The organism is Vibrio sp. 811 (genome assembly GCF_033339195.1).
Map to the genome: position 1 here is coordinate 167652 of NZ_JAWOUB010000001.1, position 17631 is coordinate 185282.

General features: G+C 43.1%; 12 protein-coding genes and 6 tRNA genes. 6 read left to right on the forward strand and 12 right to left on the reverse strand.

The annotated features are described in order from the left end of the window. Window positions 1-17: 17 nt before the first annotated feature. From R7Q46_RS00740 to R7Q46_RS00750, 3 genes are all read right to left on the reverse strand, one after another. Window positions 18-1700 carry an Ig-like domain-containing protein gene (locus tag R7Q46_RS00740; protein ID WP_213871362.1) on the reverse strand — a complete coding sequence of 561 codons (1683 nt, stop codon included), beginning with the start codon at window positions 1698-1700 and terminating at the stop codon, window positions 18-20. Window positions 1701-2680: 980 nt separating this feature from the next. After that, window positions 2681-2754: transfer RNA gene (locus R7Q46_RS00745), tRNA-Cys, on the reverse strand. 36 nt (window positions 2755-2790) lie between these two features. Then, a tRNA-Leu gene (locus R7Q46_RS00750) sits at window positions 2791-2877 on the reverse strand. A 302-nt stretch (window positions 2878-3179) separates the two neighbouring features. Here R7Q46_RS00750 and R7Q46_RS00755 point away from each other — a divergent pair. Together R7Q46_RS00755 and R7Q46_RS00760 are read left to right on the forward strand one after the other, a co-directional pair. Continuing rightward, the gene (locus R7Q46_RS00755) at window positions 3180-4109 is read left to right on the forward strand and encodes a CHAD domain-containing protein (RefSeq protein ID WP_213871132.1); all 930 of its coding nucleotides are present in this window, start codon (window positions 3180-3182) and stop codon (window positions 4107-4109) included. 69 nt (window positions 4110-4178) lie between these two features. Continuing rightward, window positions 4179-4967: a lipase family protein gene (locus R7Q46_RS00760; protein WP_005375991.1), complete on the forward strand. Its 789-nt coding sequence runs from the start codon at window positions 4179-4181 to the stop codon at window positions 4965-4967. Window positions 4968-5041: 74 nt separating this feature from the next. Here R7Q46_RS00760 and R7Q46_RS00765 read toward each other — a convergent pair whose 3' ends face one another. The 4 genes from R7Q46_RS00765 to R7Q46_RS00780 all read right to left on the reverse strand — a co-directional run bounded on the left by R7Q46_RS00765 (window position 5042) and on the right by R7Q46_RS00780 (window position 7453). After that, a complete protein-coding gene (locus R7Q46_RS00765; RefSeq protein ID WP_005375990.1) occupies window positions 5042-5296 on the reverse strand; it encodes a hypothetical protein in 255 nt (84 codons plus the stop codon). Window positions 5297-5426: 130 nt separating this feature from the next. Then, window positions 5427-6950, reverse strand: coding sequence for an alpha-amylase (gene amyS, locus R7Q46_RS00770; RefSeq protein WP_238843902.1), 1524 nt, complete (start codon window positions 6948-6950; stop codon window positions 5427-5429). Between the two features lie 306 nt (window positions 6951-7256). Then, window positions 7257-7330: transfer RNA gene (locus R7Q46_RS00775), tRNA-Cys, on the reverse strand. Between the two features lie 36 nt (window positions 7331-7366). After that, window positions 7367-7453: transfer RNA gene (locus R7Q46_RS00780), tRNA-Leu, on the reverse strand. A gap of 550 nt (window positions 7454-8003) precedes the next feature. On the opposite strand from R7Q46_RS00780, the gene R7Q46_RS00785 reads away from it, so the two are divergent. From R7Q46_RS00785 to R7Q46_RS00800, 4 genes are all read left to right on the forward strand, one after another. Continuing rightward, window positions 8004-9635: a methyl-accepting chemotaxis protein gene (locus R7Q46_RS00785; protein WP_053303666.1), complete on the forward strand. Its 1632-nt coding sequence runs from the start codon at window positions 8004-8006 to the stop codon at window positions 9633-9635. A gap of 201 nt (window positions 9636-9836) precedes the next feature. Beyond that, window positions 9837-11066 carry an alanine racemase gene (gene alr, locus R7Q46_RS00790; protein ID WP_033907027.1) on the forward strand — a complete coding sequence of 410 codons (1230 nt, stop codon included), beginning with the start codon at window positions 9837-9839 and terminating at the stop codon, window positions 11064-11066. A gap of 311 nt (window positions 11067-11377) precedes the next feature. Beyond that, window positions 11378-12109 (forward strand): AzlC family ABC transporter permease, encoded by a 732-nt coding sequence (locus R7Q46_RS00795; protein ID WP_017820197.1) that lies wholly within the window; start codon window positions 11378-11380, stop codon window positions 12107-12109. Further along, window positions 12106-12414, forward strand: a complete 309-nt coding sequence (locus tag R7Q46_RS00800; RefSeq protein ID WP_017820198.1) for an AzlD family protein — start codon at window positions 12106-12108, stop codon at window positions 12412-12414. The genes R7Q46_RS00795 and R7Q46_RS00800 overlap by 4 nt, the downstream gene beginning before the upstream one ends. A 140-nt stretch (window positions 12415-12554) precedes the next feature. On the opposite strand, the gene dld is transcribed toward R7Q46_RS00800, so the two are convergent. The 5 genes from dld to viaA all read right to left on the reverse strand — a co-directional run bounded on the left by dld (window position 12555) and on the right by viaA (window position 17631). Then, the gene (gene dld / locus R7Q46_RS00805; protein WP_213871134.1) at window positions 12555-14261 is read right to left on the reverse strand and encodes a D-lactate dehydrogenase; all 1707 of its coding nucleotides are present in this window, start codon (window positions 14259-14261) and stop codon (window positions 12555-12557) included. 382 nt (window positions 14262-14643) lie between these two features. Next, entirely contained in the window at window positions 14644-15546 is a 903-nt protein-coding gene (locus tag R7Q46_RS00810) for a LysR family transcriptional regulator (RefSeq protein WP_005375982.1), read from the reverse strand. 239 nt (window positions 15547-15785) lie between these two features. Beyond that, window positions 15786-15861 (reverse strand) — tRNA-Gly (locus R7Q46_RS00815). A 37-nt stretch (window positions 15862-15898) separates the two neighbouring features. After that, a tRNA-Cys gene (locus tag R7Q46_RS00820) sits at window positions 15899-15972 on the reverse strand. Between the two features lie 204 nt (window positions 15973-16176). Further along, entirely contained in the window at window positions 16177-17631 is a 1455-nt protein-coding gene (gene viaA, locus R7Q46_RS00825; protein WP_005375981.1) for an ATPase RavA stimulator ViaA, read from the reverse strand.

The window sequence follows — 17631 nt, forward strand, 5'->3', positions numbered from 1 at the left end:
TTTCGAACTATATCGTTCTATTTATTCTTACCTTTCCCATTGTTACCAGAGTTGCCAGAATCTCCACCAGCTGAGGACTCTAACTTCACTGAGACCTGAGCGGTCGAGCTGCTTTGACCATCACCTATGGTATAGGTAAAGCTGTCATTATTTTTGAATTTCTTCTCAGGTGTGTAACGCAGGGTGCCATCTGATAACAGCTCTAGTCGCCCCTTACTTGGTCTAGTAAAAGAAACCACGCTTGCAGAGTTTTGCTCTCCAACAACATCGTTTGCCATCACATCGATAATCACCGACTGTTTCGAAGACATAGTCACCTGATCATCAACAGCAACGAGCTCTGGTGATGGCGAGATTTCATTGGTTACAGAGTAATTCACGGATGCTGCGGTTTGCAGACTTGAGTCTTCTCCGTGCGTCACGATCATCTTCAAAGCATAGTCTTTATCACTAGCGTCAACCGAAGATACGACTGATATCATTACTTGTCCGGTTCCACCTGCTGCTAGCGTGATTGAATTGCTGCTTGCTTTCCAACCAGTTGGCACTGACGCGTTCACAGAAAAACTGCTCGCTGAACAATCTGCACTATCTTTGTTAGTAATAGTGACCTGATATTGAACCTCATCGCCGGCTGCAACCGAGTGGCTTGTTGCAGCTTTCGCAGTCACTGATGGAGCATTAACAGTACAAGTCCCGATATTACCGTTGTCAGAGTCGTCAAAGACAACGCTTACTTCGGCGATGCCGTTCGCTGCACTCACCAAACTCAATGTTACACCTGAGTCTGGGTCAGTATAGCTACCACCGACCGGCATAGATGGGTCAAACCAGTCATTTCGGCCAAAAACCGCACGATATTCAGAATCAGTTTTAAAGTGAAGCAGATTACTGCTGCGCCCATCGCCTTCTACAGCGCTTCGAATGATGATGCCATCCGTAACGTCCCCACGATAGAACGAGTAAGAACGAGCATCTAAAAAGTCGTCAAACCCAATAGACTGGCGGTATTCAATGTAAAACCATTTTTTTGCACCTGTAGAAGGATCAGTACCACGAGGTACTTTTATCGTAACTGGCTGAGCACTAGTCGTCTCGTAATTCGCGATGGAGTATGTACCATTTTGAGTAACTTCCAGTGTCTTTGAAGCGTGCTCTCCCTCTAGCCATCCTAGTCGCTCGCGCTGGAAAGTATTCAAATAGCCGATGTCTGGACCACCCATTACATCATAGGTATCACCGTATTCACGCAACGTACAGTTGTCTGAAAGCGTATGCTCGCCACAATCAAGAGCACGAGAGTGATGCAAACCAAAGTTATGTCCAAGCTCATGAGCGATATTCATCGGAGAAAAATCACCATTGATGTGCGCGCGTGAAGGCATGCCATCAATAGTTGCGGATCCAGCGACACCACATGCCGTTTTTGTCATCAAGTAAACAATACGATCGTACTCTTCAAGCTTCACTCCCGCTGCGATGGCTTCTTGATCCGCTGCATCTTGAACAGCGGTAAAGTCACAAACCTGATTAGACAACGGTAGATTAAACCAACCCACGACTTTCCCAGACAGCCACATTTGATCAAAAGAGCTTTCACGGTAGAAGTCATTCACTGTACCAAAGATTAGATTATTTGCTTCTGACAAAGTTAATGGCTGCTCATTTGGGTTTTCTTTGAAGTTCAGCAGGATAACCAATGTATTTTGCTGTCCCGTCGTATTTCCTGCTGCACTGGCGTAATGGATGCTCTGTAAACAAGCGAATATTACTAATAAAAATGACAACCCTTTATTTAGGGTTGTTCTATTTATTTTAATATTTTTTATCACTGCTTCACCTAATTTTAATTTAATAACGAGTTCACCTTCCCGCCAATATAAGCAGAAATGGTAGGGTAAAATAATATAAATTTTAGGCAATAAAGTGCCCTAGCCTATAAAGCCAAATATGTTCCTATATACATCAACATGGTTATAAAAGGATAACCACCAAAAATATAAGAGCCGGAATCATAGCAAAGCAACCGGTCAAAATTCAACCAGAGTGATAAGTAATTTAGGTTAAGTTTGTGTAATAATAAATTTATCCATTTTTGTCAGCCACTTAAAATAACCTTATGATTGTTTTATATGAACAACCTTTGTATTCAACAATGACTTTAATAAATCACTTGCACTACAGACAATTTAAATCATTAAAAATCAAACAAGTAGAAATTGAACTAAAATAACCTCAATTTCATCGCATAAAATTATAACCTTTAAATTCATTAACTTAATAACGAGTCATTCTAATAATATACCTCAACAACTCATGAGTAATATTATCCACCTTTAATTGTTAAATTTACGTTAAATTAAAGTGGTGAAAATTTTTTGCTCACCTAGTTTTATACTCGATTAAAAGACAGACTGAGAGATACAGTGCAATATCAACTAGAGACATATAGAGAAACAAGCAGGATATATGTGCAACTTTATTTTCAGTATTGAACTAAAATCACGTGACAATATGACGCTATAGATAGCAATTCGGGAAAACTAGTTAAAGAATGATTAATTGATAATTGAGGTTGGTATTTGTAAAAAAATTAATTATTCAATAATAAATGTGTATTAGAATAGTTTGACAATACCAGATAGTAAAAAACCGGCACAAGGCCGGTTTTTAGAAATAGTGGAGGCGCCTCCCGGAGTCGAACCGAGGTCCACGGATTTGCAATCCGCTGCATAGCCACTCTGCCAAGGCGCCTTTCTGATTTTGTATCTCTGTCACCAAAGATTTTGATGGTGCCCCGGGCCGGACTTGAACCGGCACAGCGCGAACGCCGAGGGATTTTAAATCCCTTGTGTCTACCAATTCCACCACCAGGGCAACGCAATCATGCGATGGGTTAGACACCATCTGTCTCTGCGGCCTTTGCCGTGAGAACGAGGCGTACTTTAACGGATTAATTTATCTGGTCAACAAAAAATTAGTCTTTTTTATTCAAATGGTTAAAAAGACGACTCTAACGAACAAAGGGCGATCATTTTGCTTATTTGATCATCAATACGCTTTGCTTTCGTGCCTTTTAACCTTCTCATTTTATATCAATGAAGAGCCAACAAATCGCGCAAGTTAACAGTATGGGTATAAACTTAACGTGTATTTCAGAGAACAAAATAGCGCTCATCATGTTTCGAAAACCATCATTTCACTTACCCTTACATGCCGACTCCGAACTCGACTTCGTAGTGCCCCACTTCTTCCTTACTGAATTTGATTATGCACGCTCTCTGGAGCAGGGAGTCATCGACGACTTGGATCCTGAATATACACACCAATATCGCGTCACACTGAGGCGCATACGCTCACTATGCTCACTACTTCGCGAACTGATCCCTCCTTTTGAACAGCGTATTTTGAAACCTCATTTAAGAATAATGATGAAGAAAACAAATAAGCTGCGTGATTTGGACGTATTTATCTTGGACAAAAACCAATACATTGAAATGCTCCCAAATCACAAATCGTCTCTTGAGCAACTTTTTTGCTTTATAGAATCTGAACGTGCTTACGAACAAGCAAAAGTTACGCGTTGGCTAGATACACAAGAATACACAACGCACTGCACTTTGATCAGGAATAGTATGTTGCGAAGTACGCAACACGAACCAGTGGATAGCAACGTACCTGCGTTACTTTTCGCAAGCCAAAAAATCTCCGTTCAATTTAAAAAAGTTGATAAAGCACGACACAAAATCTCGGACAAAAGTCGTGACAGCGTGATTCATTCGATGCGGATAAAGTGCAAAGCGCTGCGTTATCTGTTAGAAGGGTTTTCCACGCTCTATCCTTCCCAACAGCACAAAAACAACGTGAAACAACTAAAACTATTGCAAGATAAGCTCGGTGACTTTAACGACACTTCAAGTCAAATTGAATTTTTCGCACAACTCAAAGAGACAGCAAATCTCAATAAAAAAGATCGTAAGGCTTTGAAAAAGCTAATTAACGTGCTTAGCGAACATCATGAACTCTCTCGCCAAACCATCTTGACGCATTTAAGCCAGTTTGAGTCTTTCATTCGCGATACCAATACACAGAATCTCTACCGACCCTAAATCAAGGTTCACGTATTTTTAATATTCATTAATTACAGTCAACCGTTAGGCTCCACTAAGAAAGTTAACGTGAAACCATTAAAACGATACCAATACGAGCGCTATGCGGTGCTTTGTAATCTCGCCTACCCTCGCGTCTTCAGGCAAACTCAATACGGGTTCGATCCTAATGGGCAACGAGTCATTAGAAATGAACACGGTAAGATTATGATTCGCGTGCTCTGGAGTAAAAAACAGAGTGAAGTGGTCGTAGTGATTAAAGGCTCACACAGTATCAGTGATTGGTTGTTGAACTTCGCGATGTGGACGAGAAGCTGTCGAAGGTTGGGACTAAACTATCGCATTCACGCGGGTTTCTATCATCTGTTGTTCCAAGAAAGTTTACCGAGCCGGAATGAAGATCGGTTAGGGTTAACCGTGATCGAACGCCTCGAAGGTATCGTTGTACCACTTATTCTCAGGGGGAAAAGAATCACTATTACTGGCCACTCTTCAGGTGGCGCGATTGGCAGTGTTTTTGCTGACTATATTGAGAAAAAATACCCAAAAAGCATTAAACGCGTGGTCACTTTCGGACAGCCCGCTGTCGGGGATTGGACGTTTAAGAAACGCTACCGTTTGGGGCACAAAACATACAGGATTTGTTGCGACATCGACATCGTGACCTTTATGCCGCCCGTACCTTTTTTGTATTGGCATGTAGGCAAAATGCTATGGTTATATAACGGGAGAATATACGAGAACACCCCAACGCTCATACGGCTTGGGCGCTCCTTATTTAGTTGGTTAATGCGACCGTTCTCTTATCACTTTATGAGTAAATACATTCGCGACAAAGACTTTTTTGATGAACGCTGAGTTAAACATCCGAAAGGTATGACGTACAGACACGAAAAAGCCGGACTTCGCCGGCTTTACGATTAAGTGGTGATCTACAGAGAGGCAATTTCTTTTTCAAGTTGATATTTGTTATCTGTGACAATTCGCTCTAACACTTCAACACGTCGCTTCAAGTCACCAATTTGCTTGTTAAGGTTATCTTGTTCTTCTCGGCTCATCGTATTACGTTCAGATATCTCCAACGCTCTTACTTCTTTACGATGGTTCAAGATTAACTTTATTATCCCGCCCCCAAATATGGCACCGAACACAATAGCCACAACCAATACATCAGCAATAGATTCCATTCTTTATCTTCCTCTAGATTATGCTCAAATATAAGTTACTCATTTGTCGAATGAATATCAAATAACACATTGATTCATTGAAAAGTTTTATTAAGAATTGCCTACTCTGTATCAAAATCACAGGAATGGATTATTCAACGCCAACCCAAACCGAGACAGATCCGCCGTTTACTGGGAACTCAGCCCAACCATTCGCATCAGTCCAAATGTCTTCAGTTCGGATACCCAACTTGTCTACGTAGCGAGCACTTGGTTTACCCGTATACATCCACTTCGAGCCGCCTGGTCCATCGCTCATGATCACGGCCATTGAATGTGGATGCTCTGCATCACCTTCTCGAGTCCAACCAATTACGTCCCAGTGGTCGAGATAAGAATGTTGTTTGCCATACGCATAATCTTTACGCAGTGTTACTAGCTCTTCAATGTAAGGCACTTTGACCATATTGATGTCATGCCCTTTATCACTGTACTGCGCGCCGTAGTAATCTGCATAAAACACGGATGGATAACCTTCTTCACGCAATAAGATAAACGCGTAAGCGAGCGGCTTGAACCACCAATCAACGGTTGATTCCAACGCCTGCAAAGGCTGAGTGTCATGGTTTTCTACTAAGGTAACCGCTTTGACTGGATTGTCCTTCATCAGCGTACCATCCATGATTTGACGCATATCGTAGCTACCACCCGATTTAGACGCATTATAAAAGTTCATATGTAACGGTGCATCAAACAAAGACATGCTGCCAGAGGTTTTGGTGATAAAGTTATGCAGCTGATTCACATCGTAGTTCCAGTACTCTCCGACCGTGAATAGTTCTTTCCCTGTTTTCCAACGTAGGTGATCAATCCATTCTTGCAGGTATTGATATTTGATGTGCTTCACCGCGTCCATTCTAAACCCATCAACACCAGTCATGTTGATATACCACTCACCCCAGTCTTTAAGTTCTTTCTTAACTTCAGGGTGATCCATGTCTAGATCAGCGTACATAAGGTAATCGTAGTTGCCTTTTTCCGAGCTCACTTCCCAATCCCATGCCTTACCCTCACCTTTGAATTTGAAGATAGCTTTTTCTTCGCCAGCATCGTCCCAGTCCACGCCATCAAAGTGGTACCACGTCCAATGAAAGTTTGAGTACTTGTCGTTGCGCCCAGGGAAATCAAACTCTACCCACGCTTCAATCCATTTATCACCAAGTTCAATATTTCGGTTGTTCCAATCTACTCGCTTGGTATCAACCCAAGACTTTCCATCCGCACCACCGCGATGGTTGAACACCACATCGCCATAAATCTGGATATTGTTTTTATGGGCAGCATTGATGGCGCTTAGGTACTGATCTTTGGTGCCATACTTGGTGCGCACCGAACCTTTTTGATCAAACTCTCCCAAATCGTACATATCATAAACGCCATAACCGACGTCGTTGCTACCACCAGCACCTTTATAGGCGGGCGGCAACCATAACGCAGTAAAGCCGTTGTCAGATAGTGCCGAAGCGTTGTTTTCAACTTGTGTCCAGAGTGCACCGTCATTTGGCACATACCAATGGAAATACTGCATCATGGTGCCATTTTGTGCCGCCATTACAGGCGAACTGAGCAGCAAAGTTAAGGGTAAAAGTGTAGGTTTAAGGTTGAATGTTTTCATTATTTTTCTCTCACGTTAAGGACTAGAATCCTCCTTTCTGCATATACGCACCAAGCGATACTAACTATGACGCTAGCTAGGTTGCTGCCTGTAATACAAAAAGTTCGGATTACAATCGAAGAGAAACTATCACCAATCACAATATACAATTATTGAGTTGTCTAACATTTATAAAATCAATGATTAGCGCGTTAAAAATATTGAATGGTGATCAAAACATGGGAGACTTTAGGAAAGCGCGAAGGGTTACGAAAAGGCGGACTAAAAACGAAAAAGCCAGTCATTTAAGACTGGCTTTCGAAATAGTGGAGGCGCCTCCCGGAGTCGAACCGAGGTCCACGGATTTGCAATCCGCTGCATAGCCACTCTGCCAAGGCGCCTTTCTGATTTTGTATCTCTGTCACCAAAGATTTTGATGGTGCCCCGGGCCGGACTTGAACCGGCACAGCGCGAACGCCGAGGGATTTTAAATCCCTTGTGTCTACCAATTCCACCACCAGGGCAACGCAATCATGCGATGGGTTAGACACCATCTGTCTCAGCGGCCTTTGCCGTGAGAACGAGGCGTACTTTAACGGATTAATTTATCTGGTCAACAATAAATTTTATCTTTTTGATTTAAGTGCTTAAAAAGCGATCTGACTAGTACGTTTGGCATTCAATTAGACCAATAAGCACCCGTTCCCTTTCATTAGCTATGAAGTCATACGCATACTAGTGTCCGTAACTGCTTCGAGGTAAACACGCGACTATCACGTTATGAACGCTGATCTTTTCATCGTTGTAACATCTGTAACAATTTGATTCCCTACTCTTGGCACGACTGCGTACAGAACATCATATTTTGTTACCGATAACTTTATATCGAATGTGGTCGTACCTTTATAAAATCATTGACTTTTTTTATTTTCAAACAAAGCTCAATTCATTATCGAAAATATCAATAAATAATGGTACGTTACACGAGTTGCAGTAATTTAATGGACATATATCACATATAAGGATGTGGTTTACTTTGGCGACACAACATAAGAAAAACAAGGTATATCACTAATGTCTATCAAGAATCTTTCTATAGCGAAAAAGATATCGCTATCGTTTTTACTCATTGCCATCGTCAACATTGCATTTGGTGTATTTTTATCTACAGAGCTCAAAAGCATCAAATCTGAGCTTTTAAACTATACCGATGATACGCTTCCTGCAATGGAAAGGGTCGATTCGATTCGAGATCACTTGTCTCGCTGGCGCCGAGCTCAATTTGCTGCGTACACTTATGAAGACGCAGACCAAGTCAAAACTAAAATTTCTAACAATATTAGAGAACGCGAAAAGATCACTAGAGAGCTCAACGCTTACGGTGAAACTATCTGGCCTGGCGAAGAGCAGCAAACTTACCAGCGTCTTATGCGTCAGTGGAAAAAGTATTTGGATACTATGGACCAGTACAATGAAGCGATGCTAGCTAACGACAAAAGCAAGGCCCACCCTATTTTGGCGAACTCTTTGTCTGCTTTCGAAGCGGTTGACTCAGAGTTAGGCGAACTAATCCGTCTCCTTAAAGAAGCTATGGATAGCAACAAAACTCATATCCTGTCCTCTGTAAATGGATTGAGTAATTCTTCAATTGCAAGTAACGTGATTATTCTACTGATCATGGTAGGCATGACATACGTGCTGACTCGCCTAATTTGTGGCCCACTTAAACTTGTTGTTGAGCAAGCAAATGCCATCGCGACAGGTGATCTATCAAGTGACATTGACCGTAAAGCAATCGGCAATGACGAGCTTGGTGAACTGGCAGACGCGACCACTAAGATGCAAGATGACTTACGCCAAGTTATCGATAACGTGATTGCTGCAGTTACTCAGTTAAGCAGCGCTGTCGAAGAGATGAACCAAATCTCCGATATTTCTGCGTCTGGTATGAAAGATCAACAGCTGCAAATTACGCACATCGCAACAGCAATGACAGAAATGAAAGCGGCCGTAGCCGATGTTGCTCGTAACACTGAAGACTCAGCGAACCAAGCTAACGAAGCAAACCGCCGCACACAACACGGTGTTCGTGAAACCCAAGGTATGGTTGACGCGATTCAAGAAGTTTCAAACGTAATTGGCGCTGCAGGCGATACCGTAGCAGAGCTTGAACAGCAATCGAATAAAATTAACGTGATCGTGGATGTTATCCGCGACATCGCCGATCAAACCAACCTACTTGCACTTAATGCAGCCATTGAAGCGGCGCGTGCTGGTGAGTCTGGTCGTGGCTTTGCCGTCGTTGCAGACGAAGTTCGAACTCTTGCCGGCCGTACGCAAGATTCAACGAGTGAAATCACTTCGATCATTGAGCAGCTACAATCACTTGCAAAAGACGCAAAATCAGCCACTGAACTTTCTAGAACCAGTATTTCAGAATGTGCAGAACAAGGCATTCAATCAAAACAGCTGATGAGCGACATTGAGCATTCGATTTCGGACATCTCAGACATGGGTACCCAAATCGCCACGGCTTGTAACCAGCAAGACTCTGTTGCGGAAGAGCTTAACCGCAGCATTGAAAACATACATTTGGCATCTCAAGAGGTCTCGCAAGGTTCGGAGCAAACCGCACAGGCGTGCCGCGAACTAAGCCAGCTATCCATTTCTCTTAAAGATGTAATGAGCCGCTTTAAACTGAGTTAAACTCAGTGGGTACCTTAGTAGATATCAAATCAATCCCGATTTGCTTAAATTGAATGTCATCACTGAGGTATATTTAGGTATATATTCAATCACTATCTTAACAAACGCTCCAAAGCACCACTTGGAGCGTTTTACTTCGTCAGGTACTTTCCCCAAGTACTCAATAACATAACCAATACAAAAAACGCGTACGGAGACTTTATGCGCTTAAATAAAACCTTACTATCACTGACTATCGCTGCTGCAATCGCGGTTCCTGTAATGCAAGCTACTGCTGCTCCTCTTCAAATTAGCAATACAGCAGCAAAAGCAGAGCAAGTTCAAGGTGCTAACGCTTGGCTAGAAATAAACTTAGGTCAGTTCCGCGATAATATTGAGCAGTTTAAATCGCACATGGATGGCAAAACGAAAATTTGTGCCGTGATGAAAGCCGACGCATACGGCAATGGTATCGCAGGCCTGATGCCGACTATTATCGAGCAACAAATTCCTTGCGTTGCCGTTGCAAGTAACGCCGAAGCACAAACTGTTCGCGACAGTGGCTTTAAAGGCCAACTTATGCGTGTACGCTCAGCGGATATTGGCGAGATTGAAGCCGCAATCGACCTAAATGTCGAAGAGTTGATAGGCACAGCAGAGCAAGCTAAAGCACTGTCTAAACTAGCCGAGAAAGCTGGTAAAGAAATCAAAGTTCACCTTGCTCTGAACGACGGTGGTATGGGACGTAATGGTGTTGATATGACGACAGAAGCGGGCAAGAAAGAAGCGCTAGAAATCGCTCAACAAGCTGGCGTTAATATTGTTGGTATCATGACTCATTTCCCTAACTACAATGCAGACGACGTGCGCCAAAAGTTAGCTTCATTCAAAGACAGTTCTGCATGGCTGATTAAAGAAGCGAATCTAAAACGCGACAACATTTTACTGCACGTAGCAAACTCTTACACCGCGCTTAATGTTCCTGAGGCCCAGCTTGATATGGTTCGTCCTGGTGGCGTTTTATACGGAGACTTACCAACTAACCCTGAGTACCCTTCTATCGTGTCTTTCAAAACACGCGTGGCATCCGTTCACCACCTTCCAAAAAATAGCACAGTCGGTTACGACAGCAGCTACACAACAAGCAAAGAAAGCTTAATGGCGAACATTCCTGTTGGTTACTCTGATGGTTATCCACGAAAAATGGGGAATACAGCAGAAGTTCTGATCAATGGCCAACGTGCAAAAGTTGCGGGCGTTGCTTCAATGAACACTACAATGGTAGATGTTACAGGTATCAAAGATGTTGAGCCTGGTTCTGAAGTTGTTTTGTTTGGCTCCCAACAAGGCAAAACGATTTCAGCTGCTGAGATGGAAAAACACGCAGAAGTCATCTTCCCTGAACTATACACGGTTTGGGGAAGCGCGAACCCTCGTGTCTACGTAAAATAAACCTATTCAGTTATTCGTAACAGAGCGAAAAAGCGAGCCTCGTGCTCGCTTTCTTTCTTATTTACTAATCTGTACTAGCTCGTGATGTTATCAATTGAACAGAGCTTACTATTTCTGTTGTTTTACTCTCCTTTAGCACTACCAAGTGCGACTCTCTACACTCTGTTTCTTAAAGCCGCTTGGATGGCTCAATTTTATATAGCACTTAGTGTTTGAAAGCCCCTCTAATTGATGTTAAACATGAAGTTTACAAAAGAATAACAAACACACTCGTATGGCACTGCCCCTTTGCCTGCTAGCTAGGTATCTCTATGACAGAAAATACTCAACATCTTCAACGCTCCTCCACTGAGTTGCACGAATTTAATCGGCTTGACGTCTGGAACGGATTCACCCAACTTTTACCCCTCTCTATGTTCGTGGTCATATTTGGCCTCGCTTTCGGTGTTGCTGCCGTACAGACTGGACTAGATGTATTTCCCACTATGTTGATGAGCACACTGGTCTTCGCCGGTGCTTCACAATTTGCCACGTTAGAAATGTGGGGAGCAGAAGTCCCTCTCATTCCAGTACTTATTACTGTATTTGCGATTAATGCTCGTCACCTCTTGATGGGAGCCACACTTTATCCATGGTTACGACAACTCCCACCAACAAAACGTTACGGTGTAATGCTGGTAGCATCAGACGCTAACTGGGCAATGGCACTCAATGCATTCGGTAGAAAAGAACCAGGCTTTGGCTTACTTGTTGGTGGCGGCTTAGCGATGTGGTCTTTTTGGATTGTGGGCACCTGGATCGGCATTTATTTTGGTAGCGCAATCAAAGATCCGGTGGGCCTCGGGCTCGATATGGTTATGGGGTGCTTCCTGCTGTCTATGGTGGTAGCCGGGCCGAAAGACTTAAGAATCTTTGCGATTTGGGCCATAGCAGCAGCCTCTTCTATGTTGGCGTATTGGTATTTGCCAGAGAATAGCCACGTAGTGGTTGGCGCCATTACTGGCGGAGTATTGGGTGCTTGTTGGAAGGAGAAGAAAGCATGAACATCGAAACAACCTTAGGTGGCACACTGCTTATCATTATCGCTATGGCGTTAGTCACGCTCATAACCCGCTGGGGCGGTGTGTATGTTATGTCATTCATTCCAATTAGCGAACGGGTTCAACGTTTCATTACTGCGATGTCAGGTTCCGTACTGGTTGCGCTTTTAGCTCCGCTAGCAGTAGAGGGTGATAATGGTGCTAGAGCAGCACTGTTTTCTACTGCCGTTGTCATGTTCATCGTGAAAAAGCCTCTACCCGCAATCGCAGCAGGCATCATCGCTGCCGCTGCAGTACGTGCTCTTTAGTCGTTGTTTCAAAGCCGATACCAATCATCAATAAAAGACCCAAAACACAAAGCCCTGATGTCACAAGTGTCATCAGGGCTTATCTTATGCTCATCATTTTAACGATGAACAACGATTATTAATCATGGTGATGCAGCACATTATGCACAGCAGTTACAATTGCGCTTATATTTGTCCATTTTGCCAATACCAGGGTTAAAGGTGTTCGTTGGATCTAACTCGTAGTAAAACTTCTGCAGCGAGTTTTCAGCTTCGTACAAGTGACCCACATTATGTTCTGCTGGGTATTTGGCACCACGGCTATTGAGGTGCTCTAGCATCAGCTTTTTCATCAACTTCGTGTCAGTCCCTTTTTTGAAAATGTAATCTTGATGGAAGACGTAACACATAAAGTGACCATAATAGAGCGCTTGAACAAGGTTCTTACTCACCTCTTCAGGCAAAGTTTCTAGCCACTCTTCATCATTACGTCGCAATGCAATATCAAGTGCAACGATGTCTTCTACGTCTTTTCGGTGAATCGTCTCGTAACGAATTGCTGCACCTGCTGCTGCAAAGCGATGTAAATAAGCTTTTTTACCTTCTTCCGGCGTACACTCGAAGAAATCACAGTCGTCTTCAACAGCCCAAACTTCTTTGAGGTATTTTTGTGCTTCAGCAATACCACCATCACTCATTTTCAATACCAGGTGATGCTCATACTTGTCACGGAAATCCAGCATTCGCTCTGGTAAATGTTGTGGGAACAACTTGCTCGCGTAGTACAAAATGGTGTCTGGCAGATATTTACTGACAAACGGGATGCGCTCTAAGAAATTTTCTACCTTAGCTTTAAGTGCGAACATTTTTGGTAGCTTATCTGTGCCTAACAAGTCGATGGATAAGAACACATCCTTGCCGTACTTCTCTGCCATGTTGAAGATATCTCGATGCAAGTATTCTCCCATCTCAGGCAAGTTATCAAACGTAGATAAGAAGTCTTTTCGCAACTTCGTTAGTTTCGCAGGGTCATTGGTGCCAAGGTAAAAAACCTGCTCTTTTTCGGGGACTGGGTAGCTGTCCACCCGAACGGCAAAAACCCCCAACTTACCGGCGCAGCCACTGGCTTCAAATAATCGGCGTTCATCGGCATTAAAGCGAGAAGGAATGTCAGAAGTCACGTCTCGAACACGTTCATCGTATTCTTTGTCTGACGCCATTCGCTCATCATGAATGATCTTCGCTGGGTCAAAGTTCCCTTCTTGCAGGTTTGTTAGAATTTCTTCTGGCGTTTCACCTAATCCTTCAATACCAAGGTGGTTCACCAAATGTAACTGGCCTTGCTTATCCACCTGCGCATAGATCGCCAGTTCCGTATAAGCAGGACCACGCTTAACTAGCGCACCGCCTGAGTTATTAGCGATACCACCGACCACAGTGGCACCTAGCGATGAAGAACCGATGATAGAATGCGGTGCTCGGTTCACTGCCTTCAACTCTTTCTCCAAAGAGTGTAAGCTCGCACCAGGCAAGCAAACCGCCTGCTTACCACCATCTAATAAGTGAATCTTCTTGATTTTGGTAATATTGATCACAACCACATCGCGATCATAATCATTACCACTCGGAGCCGAGCCCTCTGTTAAACCTGTTTTAGCCGCCTGCATGATAATGATGCAGTTTGCTTCAACACACTGTTTAATAATCTTCCATTGTTCCAGAAGAGTGTTAGGAAACACGATAGCAAGCGCATTACCACTACCCGAACGAAACCCCGAGCGGTAATATTTCGTTTTAACCTCGTCGGTTAGAACATTTTCTTCCCCAACGATGGCTTTAAATTCTTCAATCAGCTGCTTTTGTTTCATATCCGTATCTCTAGTTATTGTACTTCGCTCACAACACCGCTTAGCGGCAGGCATGGCGTTTGAGCCACTATAAGCAGTCCATTTCTCTGCGTCTATGTCAGACGGACGACCAATACGTAATCAATAAACAACAAACAAAATAATTCTTTATTTTTCTTTCACTTATCTTTCACATTTGAGAAATTTAACGTAAGAAACAGACCGTTTCTTAAAAGAAACAATAGCAAAACCATTTGTTAACAGTTGTGCGGGGTATCTTGTTATCAATATTAGTGAAGAAAACGAGGAGAAGCGTAAGCCCCTAAATTTAAGAGGATTCTTAGAAATGAAGATGGAAACATAAGCTCAACACCAATATAACGATCGGTGTTGAGTTATTGGCTTAAAATCGATGGTTTTGACTTTGAAAGCTTGTGTATAGATGATCAATGAAGATCTTAATTTTTTCTGGTTGTTGACGAGTGTAAGGATACACCGCATAAATACCCAAACATTTGGCGGTTTCGTCTTTAAATAACTGAATCAGACTGCCTTGCTTTAAGTCTTCATAAACCAAGACACGCGGTACATAGATGATTCCCTGCCCTAACAGCGCCACATTTCTCAATACCGAAGAGTTGTTGGTACAGAGGTTACCGTCGACGGTGATTTGATATACCTCGTCTCCATCTTTAAACGCCCACTCATGCGCTCCGGTTTCTTGGTAGGAATAGACTAAACAATTGTGTTTAGCCAAGGCTTGAGGTTGTTTAGGTATGCCATGTTTAGCTAGGTATTGGGGTGACGCGCAAATGATCCAATTCGCATCCACCAGCTTTCTTGCAATCAGACTAGAATCTGGCAACACACCCGTTCTAATTGCCAAATCAAAACGCTCATTCACGATATCGACGAAACGATTATCTAGATCCATATCGATATTGATGTCTGGGTATTTCTGATTAAATTCATTAATCACTTGAGGAAGAATTAATTCACCAGAGATAGTAGGCACCGAAATTTTAATGTGTCCAGATAAGTTTTTACCTAAACCCACAATGGATTCTTCCGCCGTTGCCACCGCTTGATAAACCGCTTTTGCATGAGTAAAAAACGCTCGTCCTGCTTCAGTCAACGTTAGCGTTCGCGTTGTTCGGTAGAGAAGCTGTACACCAAGCTCTTGTTCAAGCTTGGCAATGCGTTTACTGACGACCGATTTGGTCAGTGACATATGTCTCGCGGCAGCACTGAATGAACCTTGCTCGATCAAGTGATAAAAAATGATGTAATCGTCGGTATTTCTCATGCGTCTTCGTCAAATCCTTTGGAAGCCCGCATTGTAAACTGAAATTGGCTGAGGTGCGAAACATCAGGTCACACTTAATATCAGAAACTCGTGACAGAGATGGGGTTGCTAAGCTCACAGGTAATGAAAAAGAGATGGTGTGAATTTATCAGTCTTCAGATACAAAAAAACCAGCTTTCGCTGGTTTTAAGTTGATGCACTTGGCATCGAGATACCGCCATGGCCATATCTGAATAATTTGGAGCGACACACGAGGTTCGAACTCGTGACCTCAACCTTGGCAAGGTTGCGCTCTACCAACTGAGCTAGTGTCGCATTTATTCTCGAAAGCCATTCGATCTCAAAAGAATAATGGAGGCGCCTCCCGGAGTCGAACCGAGGTCCACGGATTTGCAATCCGCTGCATAGCCACTCTGCCAAGGCGCCTTTTTATTACGCTTCAGGGCTCTACCCCGTTGCGTTGGTGGCTACTTTACGGATTGAGGGAAGATAGTCAAACAAAAACATTTCATTTTCTGTTCGTTTGATTTCTTTTAAGTCAATTCGACCAAAGTTCGATCTTATTGGCTTAAAACGAAGCAATATAAATCTCGCTTTCAGTTCGTTTTGTCCCATGAAATATTAAGGCGTTTAATAGTTGCTGACCCTTTTTAGCAATCTTCCCACAACATTAGGGTGATAAGACCAAGTGTGATCAAACATCGACATTAATGCAGGATTTCCGTATTTCGATAAGCTAATCGCGTGAAAACGGTTTTTCTTCGCTTTGAGCGCATCCACTTTGGCCAGTAACTCGTCTTGTTGTTTTGGCGCGATAAAGTCGGAAATGACTACCATGTCTGCGTTTTTATATTTATCACCGCTCATCAAGTCGATAGATTTAATCAAAGTTGGCTCTAAGTCTGTACCACCATGGAAGCTATAAGTTAGAAAGTCCGCCGCCTCGCGCAGACCATCTTGTTTGGTTAGTTCGTAGGTAATGTGTTCCGTAGAAAAAATAATGACATAGCAATCACGTTGCTCCGCTAGTGCGATTTGCATCAGAGCATAAGCCATGGCTTTGGCGCATTGCTCAGGAAAGCCACTCATGGAACCGGACGCGTCCACACAAACAATGAAGGGGCCTTTTTCGATATCTACCGCTTTATGGTCAGGTCGGTGAGCTTTAACTTTACGTAACGTGCGCGATTTGCCTTGTGTACGATAGTTCATGAGCCGTTTATCAACTAAGTGTTTATAGAACACAACTTCAAGTTCAGGATACGCCAAAAACATCGTTTCGTTGGGAAGTAGCTTATTTAGATCATCGCTTTCGTGAATACCGACAATATCATCCGTCGCCTCATCACTTTTCTCTTCGACCAATTGAAGTTCTTCAGTGGGCGCACGATTTAGTTCAGGATCATTTACTTGCCCCGCCATACGACCGAGTTGCTCCGCAATTTCTTGCAAGCCTTGGTGCTTCTTCAGAAACTCAGCATGGCGTTTCATCACCGTTAAGTCTGTTTTACTCAACTTGGCAGATGCCATATCCCACAGGCGCCCTACACTTTCAGCGTCACCCGACTCCGTGACTTTATCCATATTACGCATGGTTTCCATACGTTGATACAGGTCATTCAGCACCTTTTCTTTATTGGCTTCAAGCTCGCTTACTTGCGCTTGTTTTATAGCATCGGTGAGGCTTTTGTACCATTGATCACAAAAGTAATGAGGGAACATAGGGTTATTCATCCCTTTGTTCTTTTCCATCATTCGGCGAGCTTGCATGTAAAACGCAGAGTGCCATTCCAGCTTTTTAATCACATCTTCGATGTTTTCAAAAAACGCCTCTTCATCCCAATGAATAACCTCTTGATATAAAGACAGCTCTTGTTGGAAACGCTCTGTCTCACATACCTTGGTGATCCGTTTTTTGACGCTGCCTCGCCACTTTAACAAGTGACCTTTGACCGAAGATTTAACACCTCGGTTTTCTGCCATCATCATGACTTGTGAACGAGCCATCAAATCATTAACTGCGCTATCGATGATGCCGGAGTCGGCCACCATCAGCGCGAGGTTAAGTCCGTCTGCACCTAGCAT